Annotated in this window: 4 protein-coding genes; all 4 read left to right on the top strand. The window is 41.4% G+C overall.

Going from position 1 to position 19623, the window contains the following annotated elements; genetic code table 11:
* The 4 genes from C0V70_RS13900 (at nt 1) to C0V70_RS13885 (ending at nt 19615) form a co-directional block, all read left to right on the top strand.
* On the top strand, nt 1-678 hold the full coding sequence (locus tag C0V70_RS13900) for a 4'-phosphopantetheinyl transferase family protein (RefSeq protein WP_102244466.1): 678 nt from the start codon (nt 1-3) through the stop codon (nt 676-678).
* 221 nt (nt 679-899) lie between these two features.
* Nucleotides 900-7577, top strand: coding sequence for a type I polyketide synthase (locus tag C0V70_RS13895; protein ID WP_102244465.1), 6678 nt, complete (start codon nt 900-902; stop codon nt 7575-7577).
* A gap of 31 nt (nt 7578-7608) precedes the next feature.
* Nucleotides 7609-16431 (top strand): non-ribosomal peptide synthetase, encoded by an 8823-nt coding sequence (locus C0V70_RS13890; protein ID WP_158649692.1) that lies wholly within the window; start codon nt 7609-7611, stop codon nt 16429-16431.
* Nucleotides 16432-16441: 10 nt separating this feature from the next.
* A complete protein-coding gene (locus C0V70_RS13885; RefSeq protein WP_102244463.1) occupies nt 16442-19615 on the top strand; it encodes a glycoside hydrolase domain-containing protein in 3174 nt (1057 codons plus the stop codon).
* The last annotated feature ends 8 nt before the right edge of the window (nt 19616-19623 follow it).

Here is a 19623-nt window from a genome sequence, read left to right as displayed (position 1 = left end):
ATGAAAAATCCTTGGTCTCATCTTTTTCTCAGGTCCTCTTTTTTTGCTCTTAAAAAAGAAGAGGATCTGGATACTTCTCTAAAAATCGAACATTCAAAACTTCAATACGACAGTGCTGTTAATGGATTTCATCCGAAGAGAAAAGACGAATTTCTTCTCGGAAGACTTTGTGCTACAAAAGCATTTTACGAGTGCACCAAACAACCGCTTTACGATTTGAAAAATAATCCAGACCGCTCGCCGGCATGGCCTTCAGGAGTCGTGGGGACCATTTCTCACAATGAATTTTGGGTTGGCGCTGCAGTTGCCAAAGACACTGATCTCTTAGGGGTCGGAATGGATTTTGAAGTCATGGGAAGAACAAAACTGGAACTTGCCAAACAAATCAGAAGTGGTGGTGATCTTCTTTCTCATCCCCAACTCTCTGATGAAGAATTGCTGACACTTATTTTTTCTGCGAAAGAATCTCTCTATAAAGCCCTCTATCCTCAAGTTAAAAAATTTTTTGGTTTCGAAGATGCTTCCGTTACAAAAATTGATTTGGATAACGGAACATTTGTGATCAATTTAATAAGTGACCTCAACCTCAATTTTGGCCCAAAATCCCGCTTTTCATTCGAAGGCCGCTTTACAGTAGACAATAAAACCTGTTTAACTGTGCTGGAACTCTCTCACTAGAAAACCTGATTCTAGTTGGATTTTTCCGGACTAGTTCAAAAGATTTTTTACCCTCCATTTGGGCATTTTAAAAATCAATGACTTAGCCTGATAATTTCTGACAAATTTGCTATGAAAATTTTACATTTTCCACACTTTACCGATAAGGAAGTGATGCTTAGTGTTACAATTTAACGATTAATTATTTAGTCATTCGTGCAATTTTAACCAGGACCCCAGGCTTGTTCATCCATTCGTTATTCGAAAAAACAGCTGATCAAAAAGAGAATGCAATTGCATTGTCGATGGGGGATCGCGCGTGCACTTATCTTGAGTTAGAAAAATTATCCAACAAAATTGCTCATGTTTTAAGAGACAACGGTGTTCAGCCTGGTGACGTGGTTGGTGTCTCGATGAAGCGCTCGTTTGAATTAGTGGCCACAGTGATCGCTATTTTAAAAAACGGAGCTGCTTATCTTCCGCTTGATCCTGAATATCCAGTAGAACGTTTAAAATACATGGTAGCGCACTCGCGCGTTTCAAAAATCATTGCCCACGAAACGTTCATAAATATCTTTGCTGACTCTCGTGCAGATGTTTTATGTTTTGAAAAAATGAATCTCGATACCGCTTCTGAGGAGCGAGTGATCGTTGATGCAAAAAACATTGATCTTGCTTACGTTATTTACACCAGCGGTTCTACCGGAAACCCAAAAGGTGTTTCGATGAATCACAAAGCACTGGTGAATTTAATCGAATGGCAAAATGAGCAGACGATCAATAAAAACACAATTACACTGCAGTTTACTCCGTTAAGTTTCGATGTTCATTTTCAGGAAATGTTCTCGACACTTTCGATGGGAGGAGAACTGGTGTTAATCAGCGAAGAAATGCGCTTAGACACTCACGCACTTTTAAAAGAGCTTATCAAGAAAAACGTCAATAGACTCTTTCTTCCATACGTCGCTCTTAACCACCTTTCTGAAGTGGCCGTTGCTCACAACTTGATTCCTTTGAATTTAAAAGAAGTGACGACAGCTGGTGAGCAGTTAAAAGTTACTTCAAACATCAGAAGCTTCTTTAAAAAACTAAATGGAGCCTTCTTATATAATCACTACGGACCAAGTGAGTCCCACGTTGTAACAAGCTTAACTCTTGAAGGAAATCCCGACGCATGGCCAGGGCTTCCAACAATCGGAAAGGCCATTAAAAACTCACAAGTTCATATCCTTGATGAAAACCTAAACCCTGTCGCAGATGGTGTGGAAGGGGATTTATACCTAGCAGGAACATGTCTGGCGAATGGATATCTTCATTCACCAGAACTAACGAGTGAGCGCTTCTTAGACCATGAAAAACTAGGGCGCATTTATAAAACGGGTGACATCGGTTTTGTAAACCCGGAAGGCAATATTGTTTTCCTGGGAAGAAAAGACGGACAAGTTAAAATCAGGGGCTATCGCATTGAGCTTGGGGAGATTGAAGTCTCTCTTCTAAAGCAAAAGCATGTTGATGGCGGTGTGGTTAAGGTTGTCGAACTTAACGAAGAAAATGTGATCTGTGCTTATATCACAGGGAATGCTCAAATCGGTGAACTTCGCGAGAAGCTTCGCCTGGAGCTTCCTGAGTATATGGTACCGTCTCACTTTATTAAATTAAAAGCTATTCCTCTGACTCCGTCGGGGAAAGTGGATTATAAAAATCTTCCGCTTCCAAGCAATGAGAGACCAGATCTTTCAGTGGAGTACGCGGAGGTTGAAAATGAAACTCATGCGAAGCTTTTAAAGCTTTGGACAAAATACTTAAAAATTCAGGGAATCGGTATTGATGATAACTTTTTTGACCTTGGCGGTAACTCGCTGATGGCCATTAAGATCTTAATCGACATCAATCTCGTATCTGAAAAACAGCTGACAGTCGTCGATCTTTTCCAATTGCCAACCATTAGAAAGGTTGCCGCTTTCATGAATAATGAAAGAGATGAACTAGATGCTCTGTTTGAAAGAGATGACCTGAACACAGGTCTTATCTCAAATGATATTGCCGTTATCGGTATGGCCGGAAGATTCCCGGGCGCCAAAAATGTTGATGAGTTCTGGACGAACTTGATTAACGTAAGAAGCAGTATTGAAATTTTCTCAAAAGATGAAATCAATCCGGATGTCTCAGAAGAAATGAGCAACGATCCAAATTATGTTTTTGCCGAAGGTGTCTACCCGGGGCAAGAATCATTTGATAACAAATTTTTTGGGATGACTCCGCGTGAAGCAGAGTTGATGGATCCTCAGCAAAGAAAATTCCTGGAACTTACTCACGAAGGTCTGGAGCTTGCGGGTTACACCTCAGAAAACTTCCAGGGATCTATTGGAGTGTTTGCTGGAATGGGGAACTCGAAATACAACCGCCTGGTTGATCAGTACCCGGAAAAAGTGGCCATGATTGGCGACTTCAATGTCATGCTTGGTCTGGAAAAAGATTATATTGCTACACGTGTGGCCTTTAAATTAAACCTTAGAGGACCAGCGCTTTCAATTCATACAGGATGCTCAACTTCTTTAGTGGCCATCATTGAAGCAGTTAATAGCTTGCGTTTAAAAAATTGCGACATGGCCCTGGCCGGAGGGATCTCTATTTCTGGAGCTCCTCACACTGGACACTTATTCCAGGAAGGCGGGATTTTAACGAAAAACGGTGAGTGCCGTTCATTTGATAGCGAGGCCACGGGAACAGTGTTCACTGATGGCGGTGGTGTTGTCGTTTTAAAGAGACTCTCTGATGCTCAAAGAGATGGCGATAATATTTTAGCAGTCATTAAAGGTGTTGGGATCAATAACGATGGATCCAACAAGATGAGTTTCACAGCTCCAAGTGTAATGGGGCAAGCTGAGGCCATCCTTCGCGCGCAAAAAGACGCAAATATCACTGCAGATACAATTGGCTTCATTGAAGCCCATGGAACAGCGACTCCTGTTGGAGACCCGATTGAAGTAGAAGCTTTAACTAAAGCTTTTAGAAAATCAACGGCAGCCAAAAATTACTGCTATCTTGGCTCATTAAAATCCAACCTTGGTCACTTAACAGGATCAGCTGGTGTGGCAAGCTTTATGAAAGCAGTGAAGGCCGTGAAGACGGGAATGATTCCGGGAACGGCTCATTTCCATAACCCAAATCCACTATTAGATTTAGATAATTCTCCTTTTATCATTACGAATGAAACTCGTCCTTTCCCTGAAACTCAGGGGCCGAGAAGGGCGGGGATTTCTTCTTTTGGTGTTGGGGGAACAAACGCTCACGTGATTATTGAAGAGTATAAAGCGGAAGCTTCAAATTCAATTCACGATCAGAGCCCGACACTCTTTAAGATTTCAGCTAAAACTGAAAAACAGATGAAACTGATGAGAGACGAGCTTCTGAACTTCTTACAAAAATCAGACATCACCGAGTGGAAGAAAATTGCTTATACGCTTGAGACGGGAAGAAGGGACTACAAGTTCAGGTCTTTTATTTCGGCAAGCTCTCATAATGACCTGGCCAAAATTAACGGGACCAATTCAGGAACTGGAGAGTTCACTAAAACTCCAGAACTTTATTTTATGTTCCCTGGGCAAGGCTCACATTATAAGCAAATGGGAAAAGGTCTTTATGAGGCCAACGCTGTCTTTAGAGATTTATTCGATCAGTGTTGCACACTGATTAATAAGCATCTTTCGTACAATATTAAAGACATTATTCTGAGTGAGAGCTCGGAAGAGAGCTTAAATAATACCTTCTACTCTCAGCCAGCAATTTTTATCGTCGAGTACTCACTGGCGATGACTCTCAAAGCTTTAGGCTTTAATCCTAAAGGTTATATCGGTCACAGCATTGGGGAGTTCGTAGCGGCGACAATGAATGGAGTCTTCTCATTAGAAGATGGTCTGCGTGCTATTGCTAAGAGAGCAGAGATCATGCAGTCACTTCCAACAGGCATGATGCTTTCAGTAGGAATGCCTGAAGAGGACTTGCAAAAGCGTCTGGCGAATCTTGAACTAGATATCGCGGCCGTTAATGGATCAGCTTCATGTGTCGTGGCCGGAGAAACTCAAAAGGTTCTGGTATTAAAAGAAATGCTGGCCCTGGAAGGAATTGCAGCGATTGAGCTTAAAACATCGCACGCCTTCCACTCGCGCATGATGAAGCCAGCGGTTGAAATGTTTGAGGCTTTCTTAAAAGGACTGACTCTCAATAAACCAACGACAAGCATGTACTCAACAGTGACGACTAATCTTGAGTCGGATCTTTTTGGGGAAGCCTCGTACTGGGCAAATCATATTGTGGATACGGTGCAGTTTGCCCGTACCATTAATAAGATTTTAGGACAAAAGAATATCCTGCTTTTAGAAGTAGGAACAAAAAATATCCTGACGAATCTGGCAAAGAAAGAGATGAGTTTTGTCTCAGGCTCAGACGCTAAGATCGTCACTCTTATGGGTGCTAAGACTGAAGTAGAAATGGCGTCGTTTAATAAGGCCCTTGGAGACCTGTGGTTGTCAGGACTCAAGGTAAGCGATCCATCGATTCAATTTCAAGAAAGCGACAGAAGAAAGGTGATTGCCCCTGTTTATATCTTTGAAGAAAACAGGCTGTGGCTTGATCACAAGAAAAAAGCTCTTACTAAAACTTTATATACAAAATCAGAACCCCGCACTGAGGAAAAGCCTATGAATGCAAAATTAACCGCTCTTCAAAACACTCTTGTCGAGATTTTCGAAAGATCTTCCGGAATGGAAGTCGGAAGCTATGGCAATGATGTGACCTTTTTAGAAATGGGAATGGATTCATTATTTCTCACTCAGGTGGCACTTCTATTAAAGAAAGAATTAAAAGTGAATATCACTTTCAGGCAATTGATGGAAGATTATGCATCAATTAACCTGTTAGCTAATCACTTAGTTGATAAAGTGGATATAAAGGTTGATGCTCCAGCAGCGGCAAGTCCTGTTCCTGAAGTTCAGATTCCGGCAATTCCGGCACCTGCTTCTGCAGCAAGTATTGCTCCAGCTCCGGCGGCTCCAGCTCCGATTCAGCAACAAGTAGTCATGACTGCACCAATACCAGCACAAAATAATGTGATCATTCCAACTCTGAGCCCAGCGACAACGGGGACAGGGCTAGAGTCAATCATCAACCGTCAGCTTGAGTTAATGTCTCAGCAGATTATGCTTTTAAGTGGTCAACCAATGGCCGCTCTTTCTCCTGCGACACAAACAGTAGCTCCTCAAGCACAAATCCAAATCCCTGCACCAACGGCTTCTCAGGCAATGCCTCAAGCTCCTGCAGCAAAAGAAGAAGCTCCTAAAAAAGGAAAGGTGAGCGTAACGAATGTTAAAGAAGCGTTCGGTGCTCAAGCAAGGATCATTGCAGAGAAAAACTCAGAGCTAAAACTGCTAGAGAATCCAAAAGTTAAAAATTTCTTTAATCAATATATTGCTAAAACAAAAGGTTCAAAGAAATTCACGCAGGACAACCGTGTAAACCATGCTGATCCACGTGTCGTAACGGGATTTAAGCCAGAGAGCAAAGAAATCGTTTACCCAATCGTTGTGAAGAAATCATACTTGCAAACCCTTTGGGATTTAGATGACAACAAGTATATCGATATGACTTGTGGTTTCGGTTCTAACTTCTTTGGTAATGGAAACGAGAGAATTAAAAAATACGTTCTTCGCCAGATTGAGGAAGGGATTGAGCTTGGACCTCAGCACCCATTGGTTGCTGAAGTGTCTAACCTGGTTAATGAATTAACTGGAAATGAAAGAACAGCTTTTTGTAATACTGGTTCAGAGGCCGTTTTAGGAGCAATGAGAATTGCCAGAACTGTTACAGGAAGAGAGAAGATCATCGTTTTTAGTGGTTCGTACCACGGGATCAATGATGAAGTTATTTTAAGAGGAGCAAAAAACGGGAAGTCATACCCAGCTGCTCCGGGAATTAACGGTGAAGCAGTTTCAAACATGATCGTGTTAGATTATGGAACACCAGAATCTCTACAAAAAATCAGAGAAATGGCCCATGAAGTAGCTGCCGTTTTAGTTGAACCAGTGCAAAGCCGACGTTCAGACTTTCACCCACAAGAATTCTTAAAAGAAGTGAGAAAAATCACTCTTGAGTCCAAGACTTGTTTAATCTTTGATGAAATCATCACTGGTTTTAGAGTTCACCCAGCAGGGGCCCAAGGGTATTTCGGAATACGCGCAGACCTTTGTACATACGGAAAGATCGTCGGTGGTGGAATGCCAATCGGTATCGTTTCAGGAAAGACAGAGTATATGGATGCACTTGATGGAGGGCACTGGCAATACGGAGATGAGTCAACACCAACGGTAGGAGTGACTTATTTCGCAGGTACATTTGTCCGTCACCCATTGGCACTTGCAGCAGCAAAAGGTGCACTGGAAATTTTAAAAGAAGGTGGAGTAGAGCGTCTTGATCAATTGAACAAAAAGGCCCAAAAATTTGTAGACGATTTAAACTTGTTCTTACTTACAGAACAAGCACCAATTAAGATGGACAACTTTGGATCGCTTATGAAACCAAAGTGGAAGTCGGATATTAACGGTGGTGAAATCCTTTTTGCTCTTTTAAGATATAAAGGTGTTCACGTCTATGACGGATTCCCTTGGTTCGTAAACCTGGCGCACACAGATGCGGAGCTCGCAGAAGTCTTAAATGCGTTTAAAGAGTCTGTAAGAGAAATGCAGGCAATGGGCTTATTCCTAACGAATAATGCAACTATTGATATCGATCTGGATCCAAAAATTTTCGATCAAAAAGGTGCCCCAATGGTCGGAGCCAAGATTGGTAGAGATGAAAAAGGAAACCCTGCGTGGTTCGTTGAAGATCCAGAAAATGCAGGAGAGTACTTCAAGTTAAAGGGATAGAGTGGTGTATAAGGACTCGAGCGGTGATAAAATGAAAAAGGTCACTTACGATCCATTCGAATCAGGGCCTTTGGTAAAGGCCGTGCCATCAACAGAAGCGCAAAGAGAAATCTGGGCTTCAATCGTTATGGATGGGCAAGCGACGTTATGTTATAATGAGTCGCTTGCGATTGATTTTGACGGAAACCTTCGCCATGACATTTTAAATCTTGCTTACCAGGAACTGATAAAAAAACACGATGCCTTAAGAGCTGCTTTTAGCAGTGACGGTAAAACTTTTTTTGTTAAGGCTTACCAAGAAACACCAATCAAGTTTCTTGATTACACGGGCAGAAGTAGAAGTGAGCTGGAAGTTTTAAAAAGAGCTGAAGTTCAATTTAAATATGATCTGGTTCGTGGGCCTTGTTACCGTGCCACTTTAGTTAAAACATCTTCATCAAGTTACACACTTCTTTTTTCTGCTCACCACATTGTATGTGATGGCTGGTCCCTGGCGATCTTATTAACGGAATTAAGCCAGTTTTATGTGGCCCTTTGTAAAGGGCAGAGAATTCTTCTTGAAGCAACTCCTCAGTTTGCTGACTTTGCTGTTTATGAATATAGAAATGGATTAAATAGCCAGCATAAGTCATATTGGCTTAATGAATTCAAAACGCCGTTAAAAACAAATAATTTTCCAATCGATTATAAAAGACCAAGCTTCAGGACATTTAATAGTGCCCGTTACGACATGGTTATTCCTGTGGACACAGTCAGAGGAATGAAAAAACTTGGGAACTCTCAAGGGTGCAGTTTTTACAGCACTTTGATCTCGGCCTTTAATCTTTTGCTTTTTAAACTTTCAAAATCTGAAGACATCGTGGTTGGTATGGCCTCGGCCTCTCAGCCGGCGCTGGAGCAAAATGAGTTAATCGGTCACATGGTTAATCTTCTTCCTCTGAGAACGACGATTAAAGAAAACACCCCGTTTAATCAATATATGAAATCGACAAGATCAAAAATGCTGGATGCTTTTGATCATCAGTTCTATTCATATGGACCTCTGGTTAAAGATTTAAGTCTTAAGCGCGATCCTTCTCAAATGCCGCTTTTAAATGTGGTGTTCAATATTGATCAACAAGCGCCAGATCAGGGGCTCAAGTTTGAGGACGTAAAGGCTTCATATACAACTATTGCCAGAGAGTATGATAACTTCGAAATTTTCATCAATGCTGTAAGCACCGGTGATAAATTAATTTTAGAGTGCCAGTACAATACGAATCTTTTTAGTTTAGCAACGATTGAGAACTGGCTTTCGTCTTACATTGATTTGATGAATCTGGTGATTCAAAATTCAACTAAAGGGATTTTGGATTTTAACCTGCCTAATTTAAAAATTCCGGCAGATAAAACTGAAGAAGTTTCAGAGAAAAAGGCAGAGAAGGTCACTAAGCGCCATCCTGAAATTGAAGATAAAATTAAGCGCATCTGGACTCAAGTTCTTTTAGACAACGCCATTACCGTAGACGATAACTTTTTTGCGATTGGAGGACATTCGCTCCTGGCCATCGAAGTGGCGGCACTGCTGGAAGGTGAGTTCCAAACGCCGATTAATATCCGCCATATTTTTGAATACCCAACAATCCTGGAGTTGGGTCAGTATATCGCAGGAACTCTGGAGAAATCGAGAGAGGTTCTGCTTCCTAAAATCACTCCAACCGGACTTACGACTTTTCCGGTAAGTCATAATCAAAAACAGATTTGGTATATAGAGGAGCTTGATTCTCATACGACCATGCACAATCTTCCTGCCTCAATCAGGGTTAAGAGTGCACTGGATGTAAAAGTTCTGGAAAAAACAATTCAATTCTTAATGAATAGGCACCCATCGCTTAGAACGGCCATCGTTTCTGAAAATGGAGTGCTTAATCAAAAAGTTTATGATTCACACTTAGTGTCTCATTTTAAGCTTGAGCTTCTGCATGCCAAAGAAGAAAACATTCATGCTCTTTTAGATAAAGAGTCAAAGTATGTTTTTAATAAAGAAGAAGCCCCAATGTTCAGGGCCAAGTTGTATCAGCTTGGGCATGAAGATTTTGTCTTCTATTTCATGATTCATCATGCAATCTGGGATGGCTGGAGCTTTGATATTTTCTTTGAAGAGCTCAATGTTGTTTACTCTGCCTTGATCAGAGGAGAAAATCCTGTTTTTGAAAAAAATCCTGAAGTCTCATATATTGATTATACAAGCTGGTTAAATAACCACATTGTTCAGGATAAAATCTCTTCTCAGCTCTCTTTTTGGGAAAATAAACTAAGGGGAACTCTTCCCGTTTTAGAGCTTCCGCTTGATTACAAACGACCGTTGGTGGCCAATAATCACGGGAAAAGCATTTTCTTTACCCTTACAGCAGATCAGTCGGCGAAACTTAGAAGATACGCTAAAGAGCAGAACTCATCGCTCTTTAATGTCTTTTTGACGGCCTTCAAAGTGACTCTCGCTAGATATGTTGATCAAGAGTCGGATATCAAAGATATTATCGTAGGGATTCCTGTGCGTGGAAGACCTTCTGATGAAGTCATGCAGACGATTGGGTATTTCGTTAACACCTTAACTCTTAGATCGGCCCTGCATCTAAGTCATTCTTTTGAAGAAAACTTAAAAGCTGTCACTCAAACCGCTCTCGAGGCCTTTGATAACCAGCTTGCGCCTTTTCAAATGGTGCTTAATAAAGTGGCGCCGATTAGAGAAAACGGCCACCCTGGCTTATTTCAGACATTCTTTTCTTACCAAGACGTAAGTAACCGTGGAGCGATGTTAAACAACACGGCTTACACTCAAATCAATATTGATAAAGAAGGCGTTCATACTGATTTAGATCTATGGATTAAAGCAAGTGATAAAAAGATTGAAGGGGGATTTGAGTACCGTGTAGATCTTTTTAAGAAAGAAACAATCGAAAGATTTGAAGAGTGTTTCTTCCATGTTTTAAATGCCCTTTTTGATAATAAAGGCACTGCCCTAAAAAATCTTTCGCCCATTCCTCGCCACCAGGAAACTCTCATCTTAAGAGAGTGGAATAATACCGCTAGTGATATGTCGAGTTTCGTTCCTTTCCATAAACTTTTTATGGAAAATGCGAGAATCACCCCTGAAAAGGTGGCGATTGAGACATCACAAGGCCAGATGACTTACGGAGAATTGGATAAATTATCCACTCGCTGTGCAAATAAACTGATGGAATTGGGTGTTGGCAGAGGAGACCTGGTAGGTATTTCTCTTACGCGCGATTTTCATTTATTAATTGCGATCTTCGGAGCTCTTAAAGCAGGAGCAGGGTATGTTCCATTAGACCCGGCCTTCCCTCAAGAGCGACTGGATTACATGATTGAAAGCGCTCGTCCAAAAGCGCTCCTTTCAGAAGAAAGCCTTGCACCTCGTTTTCTGAATACCAAAGTGCATCTGATTTCTGATTTTATTAATAACAGTGCCCTTGATTACGAATTAAAAGATGTAAAATCATCTCTTAATGATACGGCCTATGTTATTTACACTTCTGGATCAACTGGAAAACCAAAAGGCGTGGAGCTAGGGCATTTATCAGTGATCAATTTCCTATTGGCGATGAGGAATAAAAATCTCATGGCCCCTCACGATAAACTTCTCGCTGTTACAACTCTAAGTTTTGATATTGCCGTTTTAGAACTTTATCTTCCATTAATCTCTGGTGGGAGCGTCTATCTGGCAACCAGCTCAGAAGCAATGGACGGACAAGTTCTAAAGAAAATCTTAGAAACTAAAAAAATCTCAGTGATGCAAGCGACTCCATCGACATGGCGACTGCTTCTTGCTTCAGGCTGGAAAGGCGACAAGTCGCTTAAAATCCTTTGCGGAGGCGAAGCCTTCCCAATTGATTTAGCAAAAACATTAACTCCAATTTGTCTTGAAGTCTGGAATATGTACGGGCCGACAGAGACGACAGTGTGGTCGTCTTGTAAGCGCCTGCTTCCAACTGACGAAGTGATTACGATTGGAAGTGGAATCGATAATACAACTTTATACGTCCTTGATGAAAACCATAAACACCGTCCGATTGGAGCGAGTGGAGAGCTTTTCATTGGAGGAATTGGTCTTGCGAAAGGCTACTTTGGCAGAAGTGACCTGACAGAAGAGCGTTTTGTGGCCGACCCATTTATTCCGGGAGCTAAAATGTACGCGACAGGAGACCTGGCGCGCTTTAGAGCAAACGGAGAAGTGGAATGCCTGGGCAGAAATGACGGACAGGTCAAGGTTCGCGGTTACAGAATTGAGCTTGGTGAAATTGAAGCTCAAATTGCTAAGCTTGATGGAGTTTTAGAAGCAGCAGCGATCACTAGCGAGTACAGAGCTGGTGACGTGAGAATTGTGGCTTACATTAAGAGCAAACAAACTTTAGAAGAAAGAAAATTAAGAGAGCAGTTGGTAAAAGTTCTTCCGGCCTATATGATTCCATCGCACTTTATTGCGATTGATGATCTTCCAAAGACGTTAAATGGAAAGATTGATAAAAAGACATTAACGAAGATGAATGCGGCCAAGATTGCTTCAGGCAACACAGTTGTCGAAGTGACTCCTTCTGAAAAAACAGAGCCGGCCCAAACACTAAAAAGAAATTTAGAAACAGAAAAAGTGATCAAGGACGTTTGGTCAAAAATTCTTCATAAAAATGACATCAGTGTTGAAGATAACTTTTTTGCTATCGGTGGACACTCTTTCTATGTGATTGAAGTGGTCTTTCAGTTAAAAAATCTTTTAAAGAGACCTGTTTCAATTAAAGATATTAACGATTACCCGACAATCATGACTCTTGCCAGTCATTTGGAGAAGGCCGCGGCCACAAGTGAAGTACACCTTCCAGTGATCGCGAAGTCTGATTTAAATAGCTTTAGCGTCAGCAGAAACCAGCTGCAAATTTGGTTTTTAGAAGGCGTTAATAAATCGACAATTATGCACAATCTTCCGGCGGCAATGCGAGTGAAGTCAAAACTCGATAAAAATGCGCTGGAAAAAACAATTCATTGCCTGATTGCCAGACACCCGTCTTTTAGAACTGTTTTAAAGATGGAATCGGGGATGTTGGTTCAAAAAGTCCTGGGCGAAAACGAAGCGATGTTTAAACCGCGTCTTGAGGTCGTGAAGGCCCGTGAAGACGAGGCCATCAACCAAATTAAAAAGGACGCGAAAGTCCTCTTTAATATTTCAGAAGCACCTCTCTTTAAAGCAAAGCTTTATGAGCTGGGGCATGATGATTATATTTTCTCTTTTGTGGTTCACCATGCAATCTGGGATGGCTGGAGTTTTGAAATCTTCTTTGAAGAGCTAAATACAGCGTATTCTGCCTTGGTAAAAGGTGAAGTGCCATGTTTTAATAAAGATCCTGAAAACACTTATATTGATTATACTGTGTGGTTGGAGAATTTAATTGCCAGCGGTGGTCTAAATCATGAAGTCAATTTCTGGAAAGAAAAACTTTCTCTGCCGCTGCCTGTTTTAGAATTGCCGGTGGATTTTAAGCGACCTTTAGTGGCCTCACATAATGGGGCGAGTATTCCATTTACTCTTTCGGGAGAAAGGGCCAAGCTGGTGCGCGATTACGCTCGAAACCATCAGACATCTGTGTTTAACGTCATGCTGACGGCGTTTAAGACAACCATTGCCCGCTATATGGATCAAGAAGACGGAGCAAGTGATGTGATTGTGGGGATTCCGGTGAGAGGACGCCACCACGAACAAGTCATGCAGACTATCGGTTATTTTGTGAACACGCTGGCCTTAAGGTCAGTGATTGATCATTCAAAATCATTTGAAGAAAACTTAAAAATTGTTTCTAAAAATACGACGGAGTCTCTGGATCATCAGCTTGTGCCATTTCAGGTCATTTTAAACCAGATGCCGCAAATTAAAGATGCCAGCCGTTCTCCGGTTTTCCAGACATTTTTCTCATATAAAGACATTACGGAGAGAGTGCCTTTATTAAATGGATCACCTTATTCATTCGTCGAGATTGACCGCGCTTCGACTCATACTGATTTAGATTTATGGATCAATGCCGGAACTGATAAAATTGAAGGTGGTTTCGAATACCGCATCGATCTTTTCAAGCAGGAAACAATTGAGAGATTTGCAGATTGTTTCTTCCATGTTTTAGACGGGTTGTTTAAAAATCAAAATATACCTTTAAAGCATGTTGATTCAATTCCGGCTAAACAACAGGAACTTATCCTAAAGGACTGGAACAACACTGCCAGCGATATGTCGACTTTTGTTCCTTTCCATAAGCTGTTTATGGAAAATGCAAAACGAAATCCGGAAAAGGTTGCAATTGAGACTTCTAAAGGTCAGATGACTTATCGGGAGCTGGATAAATTATCCACTCGCTGTGCAAATAAGCTGATTGAGTCAGGTGTAAAAAGAGGAGACCTGGTCGGTATTTCTCTTACACGCGATTTTCATTTATTAATTGCCATCTTCGGAGCTCTTAAAGCAGGAGCTGGTTACGTTCCATTAGACCCGGCCTTCCCTCAGGAGCGCCTGGATTACATGATTGAGAGCTCTAATCCAAAAGCTCTTATTACAGAAAGCTCACTAGCATCGCGCTTTTTAATAAAGCAAAATCTTTTAACATTAGAATTCATCACCGATCCTAAATACGATTATGAATTAAAAGATGTTGGAAGTTCACTCGAAGATACGGCCTACGTTATCTATACTTCCGGTTCAACTGGAAAACCAAAAGGTGTTGAACTAGGACATTTATCAGTCATCAATTTCTTATTGGGAATGAAACATAAGAACTTGATGAAAAATGACGATAAACTTCTGGCCGTCACAACCCTAAGTTTTGATATCGCCGTTTTAGAACTTTATCTTCCATTAATCTCTGGTGGAAGCATCTATCTGGCAACCAGCTCGGAAGCAATGGATGGACAGGTTCTAAAGAAAATCTTAGAAACTAAAAAAATCTCAGTGATGCAAGCGACTCCATCGACATGGCGACTGCTTCTTGCTTCAGGCTGGAAAGGCGACAAGTCGCTTAAAATCCTTTGCGGAGGCGAAGCCTTCCCAATTGATTTAGCAAAAACATTAACTCCAATTTGTCTTGAAGTCTGGAATATGTACGGGCCGACAGAGACGACAGTGTGGTCGTCTTGTAAGCGCCTGCTTCCAACTGACGAAGTGATTACGATTGGAAGTGGAATCGACAATACAACTTTATACGTCCTTGATGAAAACCATAAACACCGTCCGATTGGAGCGAGTGGAGAGCTTTTCATTGGAGGAATTGGTCTTGCGAAAGGCTACTTTGGCAGAAGTGACCTGACAGAAGAGCGTTTTGTGGCCGACCCATTTATTCCGGGTGCTAAAATGTACGCGACAGGAGACCTGGCGCGCTTTAGAGCAAACGGAGAAGTAGAATGCCTGGGCAGAAATGACGGACAGGTCAAGGTTCGCGGTTACAGAATTGAGCTTGGTGAAATTGAAGCTCAAATTGCTAAGCTTGATGGAGTTTTAGAAGCAGCAGCGATCACTAGCGAGTACAGAGCTGGTGACGTGAGAATTGTGGCTTACATTAAGAGCAAACAGACTTTAGAAGAAAGAAAATTAAGAGAGCAGTTGGTAAAAGTTCTTCCGGCCTATATGATTCCATCGCACTTTATTGCGATTGATGATCTTCCAAAGACGTTAAATGGAAAGATTGATAAAAAGACATTAACGAAGATGAATGCAGCCAAGATCGCAGAAAATGCTCCGGTTGAAATGCAGCCATTAGCTCAAATTAAAGTGAGTGAAGTTGCCAGCATTCAGGATGAGTTTGATACATTCATGAAAAAGACCTGGATGGATGTGTTAGGCATCAGCGATTTAAAGGCGAGTGATAACTTCTTTGATGTCGGCGGAAACTCACTTCTTGCGGTTCAAATGTACGCCAAGATTTCTGAGAAATATAATCTCGATCTTCCACTGGCCCTACTAATTGAAGCCTCTAGCTTTCAAAGCTTTAAAACAGTTGTCTACAGCAAGATTGAGAAGACATCAGTGCCTGTCTATGAGGCAGCGGCCAATGTAATGCCTCAGACACTTCAAATTTATAAATCACTGGTCATTATTAAAGCTTCAGGAAAGAAAAATCCATTTTTCTGTTTTCACGGAGTGGGCGGAAACGTTCTTAACTACATCACCCTAATGCCGGCCGCAAAAAATGACAGGCCTTTAATGGCCTTACAATCGGTAGGTCTTTTAAATGCCAATGATCTTCCATTGCAGACCGTTGAAGAAATGGCCCGTGCTTACGTAAGAGAAATCAGGCTTATTCAGCCAGAAGGACCTTATCTACTTGCTGGTGGATCAATGGGGGGGATGGTGGCCTTTGAAGCGGCGATTCAGCTTATGGATGCCGGTGAAAAAATTGAAAAACTTATTATGTTCGACACTTTTGGACCTAATTTAGATCTTCAAAATTATGTCGAAAAAGACGAGCGCACTTTTCTTGAGAAAGTAAAAAGTGCATTGCTGATAAAATCAAAGAAGTTTTTCCTTAATTCTCAAATCTCAGTTTGCAGATTTTTTGGGAAACTTCCGCCTCTGCCTGCTTTACTGCATGAGATTGAGTCAACGAATTACAAGGCCCTTTGGAAGTATTATCCTAAAAAGCGCTACGAAGGTGATATTGACCTGATTCGCGCCAATGTCGAGAAAGTAGGATGGTACAGCGATCCTCTGCTTGGATGGGATGGAATTGTGAAAGGAGAAATTCGCACTTATGAAATTTCGGCCTCACATGAAAGATTCATCGAGAGCCCGGAGCTGATTGCAGTCTTAAAAAAATTAATTTAATCTACATGCTATGAAAACAAAGTATTTACTCTCATCGGTTTTGAGTTTCTCTCTTTTAGTCGGATGCGCTTACTCTAAAAGCTTCAGCTTCACTCCTAAGGAGCCGCAGTGGAGTTTTTATGGGGAAGGTACTGGCGCTTATGTAACCAATCAAGGACGTGATAAAGAAGGCAGCAGTCTTTGGCTCTCGACTGATTGGGGCGAAAGTGAAACGGCTTACTTTACATGGAACGACCTCTCGCCAGGAAATTATAAAGTCATTACATACGTGAGAGCAAAGGACGTGCAAAAAGGCGTAGAAGGGGCTTCTTTCTGGCACTTTTACGACGGAGGCTTCGGTACAGTGTCACCGTTTATGGATTTAAGCGGGGACTACGACTGGAGAAAAATTGAATACACTATAAAAGTTAAAGCTTCAGACCTGACTGTCTGGTTCCGTTTAAAATCTCCAGGTCAGATTTGGGTAGACGACTTCTACCTTGAAAAAGTTGAAAGCGGCAATGATAAAGTTTCTATTGAAGCACCAATGCCTCTGCCACAGGCCTCGGAAAAAAAGTATATCGCTAAGGCGGCAGCAAAAAGATCTCTTTATACTTTTGACAAGAATGAGTCCGGGCATCCTTTTGATCTAAAAAACAAAGCGGGGTCTTTTACTCCGCAAAAATTCTTTAATTTCAAAGTTGATAAAATGCCAGTCAAAGACTGGTCAGCCTATGACCGCATTGAAATGGATGTCTTTAATCCGAATGACAACTACACTGACTTCTATCTAACGTTGGCCGATAATCAAACGACTAATTACTGGTCGCAGGTCAATCACAAATCTACTCTGGCTCCGGGGTGGAATAAACTCAATTTCTCACTTACCCAGTTTGTAGGGGAGAGGGGCTCTCATCGATTTAACCGTCCGGTAAATTTAAGTAAACTAGAAAAAGTTTTTATTGTTATTGATCCTGATTCAAAGAGCTCCTTTGAGAAGAAAAACTTCTTAATTGATAATATCTCGTTAGTTTCAAACCCAATGCCGGCCATTCCGGAAGGCGTGAAGGCCTTTGACTTCACTTCACATAAGGCCAATAACAACACCAACCTTACCCAAGTTTCAACTCAAACTGCGTATAACGACCAGCGCGGTTATGGTTTTGTTGAACCTAAATTCTGGCGAGTCGAAGACTCTCAATACGCCAGTGAAATGTTAAGACACACGATTGGAGTTTTAGGCGGTCATTTTAGAGTGAAACTTCCAAATGGGAAGTATCAAATGAACCTGGTTGTAGATAAACTTGGCTATTGGGATGTTCCTTTCTGGTCAGACCGCACTGTTTACGCCAATGGAGCGCCGGTCTTTAAAGAAACCCGCGGGTCTGCTTCTGATTTTGTCAGCGATCTGCTGCGTTTTGAAAGTATCACTCCTGAGCCGCTTGATCATCCTTACGACCTCTATTTATCAAAAGTGTTTCATACAATTGATAAAACAGTAGAAGTTTCTAATGGAATTCTTGACCTTGAATTTGAAGGGGATGCGACAGGCATATCTTTAAACTCACTGGTGCTTTGGAATAAAAATGCCGATGTTCAGGGGCTGGCCTATAAGAGTGCTCTAGAAAAAAGAAACAAGCAGGAATTTGATTGGATGACTCATTCTATTGCCAAGAATGAGAAAATTAATCCTGCACAAAAATTCCAAGCAGCGATTGTTGAACCAGATCTTTACTTAAATCCTCTGGCCGTCAAGAAAGCTTCCGGGACTTCTTTGTTATTTCAAGGTGGCGCTGGAGACACTCCTTATCAACTGCTGCAGCTAACGGCTTCGAGCACGAATGATGAAAAAATCAGCTGGAGCTTTAGCGATTTTACCAATGAAAAAGGTGAAAAAATTAAAGGTTCTGAAGTGGCCGTAAGTGATCTTGTTTTTCAATACACGTCACCGGATATCAATCATGAGACCTATCTTTTAACGGGAAAATACTTAAGGCCAATGAACGATGTGTCAGTTGTTGTCAAAAAGGGGCAGAATAAGTACCTTTGGCTTCAGGTAAAAATGAGCGACAAAACTCCCAAAGGTCTCTTTAAAGGGAATGTTGTTATCCATAAAGGCACTGAACAAATCAGCCTTCCAACAGAAGTTGCGGTTTTAAATTACACGCTTCCTAAAATAGAATTTCCAGTGGGCTTTTTTGGATTGGACCCGCTTCCGTACAGTTATTATCCGCGAGGCGGATATAAAGAAATGAGAAAAAAATACCGTCACATGGCCTTAAATAAGCTGGGAGAGGCAGGCTTTACGACCTTCACTGGCCTTCCTGAAGATGTCTCAGATTTGAATGATCTTTTTAAGGAAAGCACCAAGTGGGGAATTGATACAGTTTATTCTTACGGCGGACAATTTCCTCAATCAATGATTGATCTCAACAAGAAGCCTGCCGGAATGTCAGACGATGATTATTTCGCCAAGTCAGCTTCAGATTTAAAATCGTTAATGAGCAAAAAAGAATGGCCAAAAATTGTTCACACGTTCAGTGATGAGGCCGGAGGGTATTCGGATAAAATAGCTTCTGATATTGAGCTGGCCAAAAAATTAAGCAAGCATTTTCCTTTTATGCCATTGGGAGGATTTGGATCATTTCATGGTGGAGACTCTGCAAAACTGAATAGCTATTTTACTTATGGTTTTTATTCCAGCCTTTCAAAAGCTGATATTTCCAGATTAAAAGACAACCGTCTTCGCTGGGGCTTCTATAATGCTTCGGCAGCCAATCTAGATGACCCGCGCTTTTCTTTTGGATTGGGATTATATATCGCTCGCTTAAACGGCCTATCTCAATACTTAGAGTGGCATGCAAATGCAGTTAACAATTATCCATATTACGACTTTGACGGAAGGGAGGCAGATGTGGTTATGTTCTATCCGACAAAAGATGGAAAGCTCTTATCTGCTCTTAGATTTGAACTGGCCACAGAAGGATTGCATGCTTTTAAGAAGCTTAAAGTTTTAGAAGAGGCGATTGCAAATAACTCAGGACCAAGAGAGGCCCTGAACTCTGCCAAGTCCTGGATGGATGCTCTTAAGCGCGAGAATTATTTTTATTCCTCGACGACTTTTATGAGCAATAAGAAGAATAATTTCCGCGATTTTGAATCGCAGTTAAATGGGCATTTAAGGAATATATTTTTGAAAAAATAGGGCAAGAG

Origin of the sequence: Bacteriovorax stolpii, assembly GCF_002872415.1 — a bacterium.
Taxonomy (GTDB): Bacteria; Bdellovibrionota; Bacteriovoracia; order Bacteriovoracales; family Bacteriovoracaceae; genus Bacteriovorax; species Bacteriovorax stolpii.
This window is presented reverse-complemented; position numbering and strand designations above follow the sequence as displayed.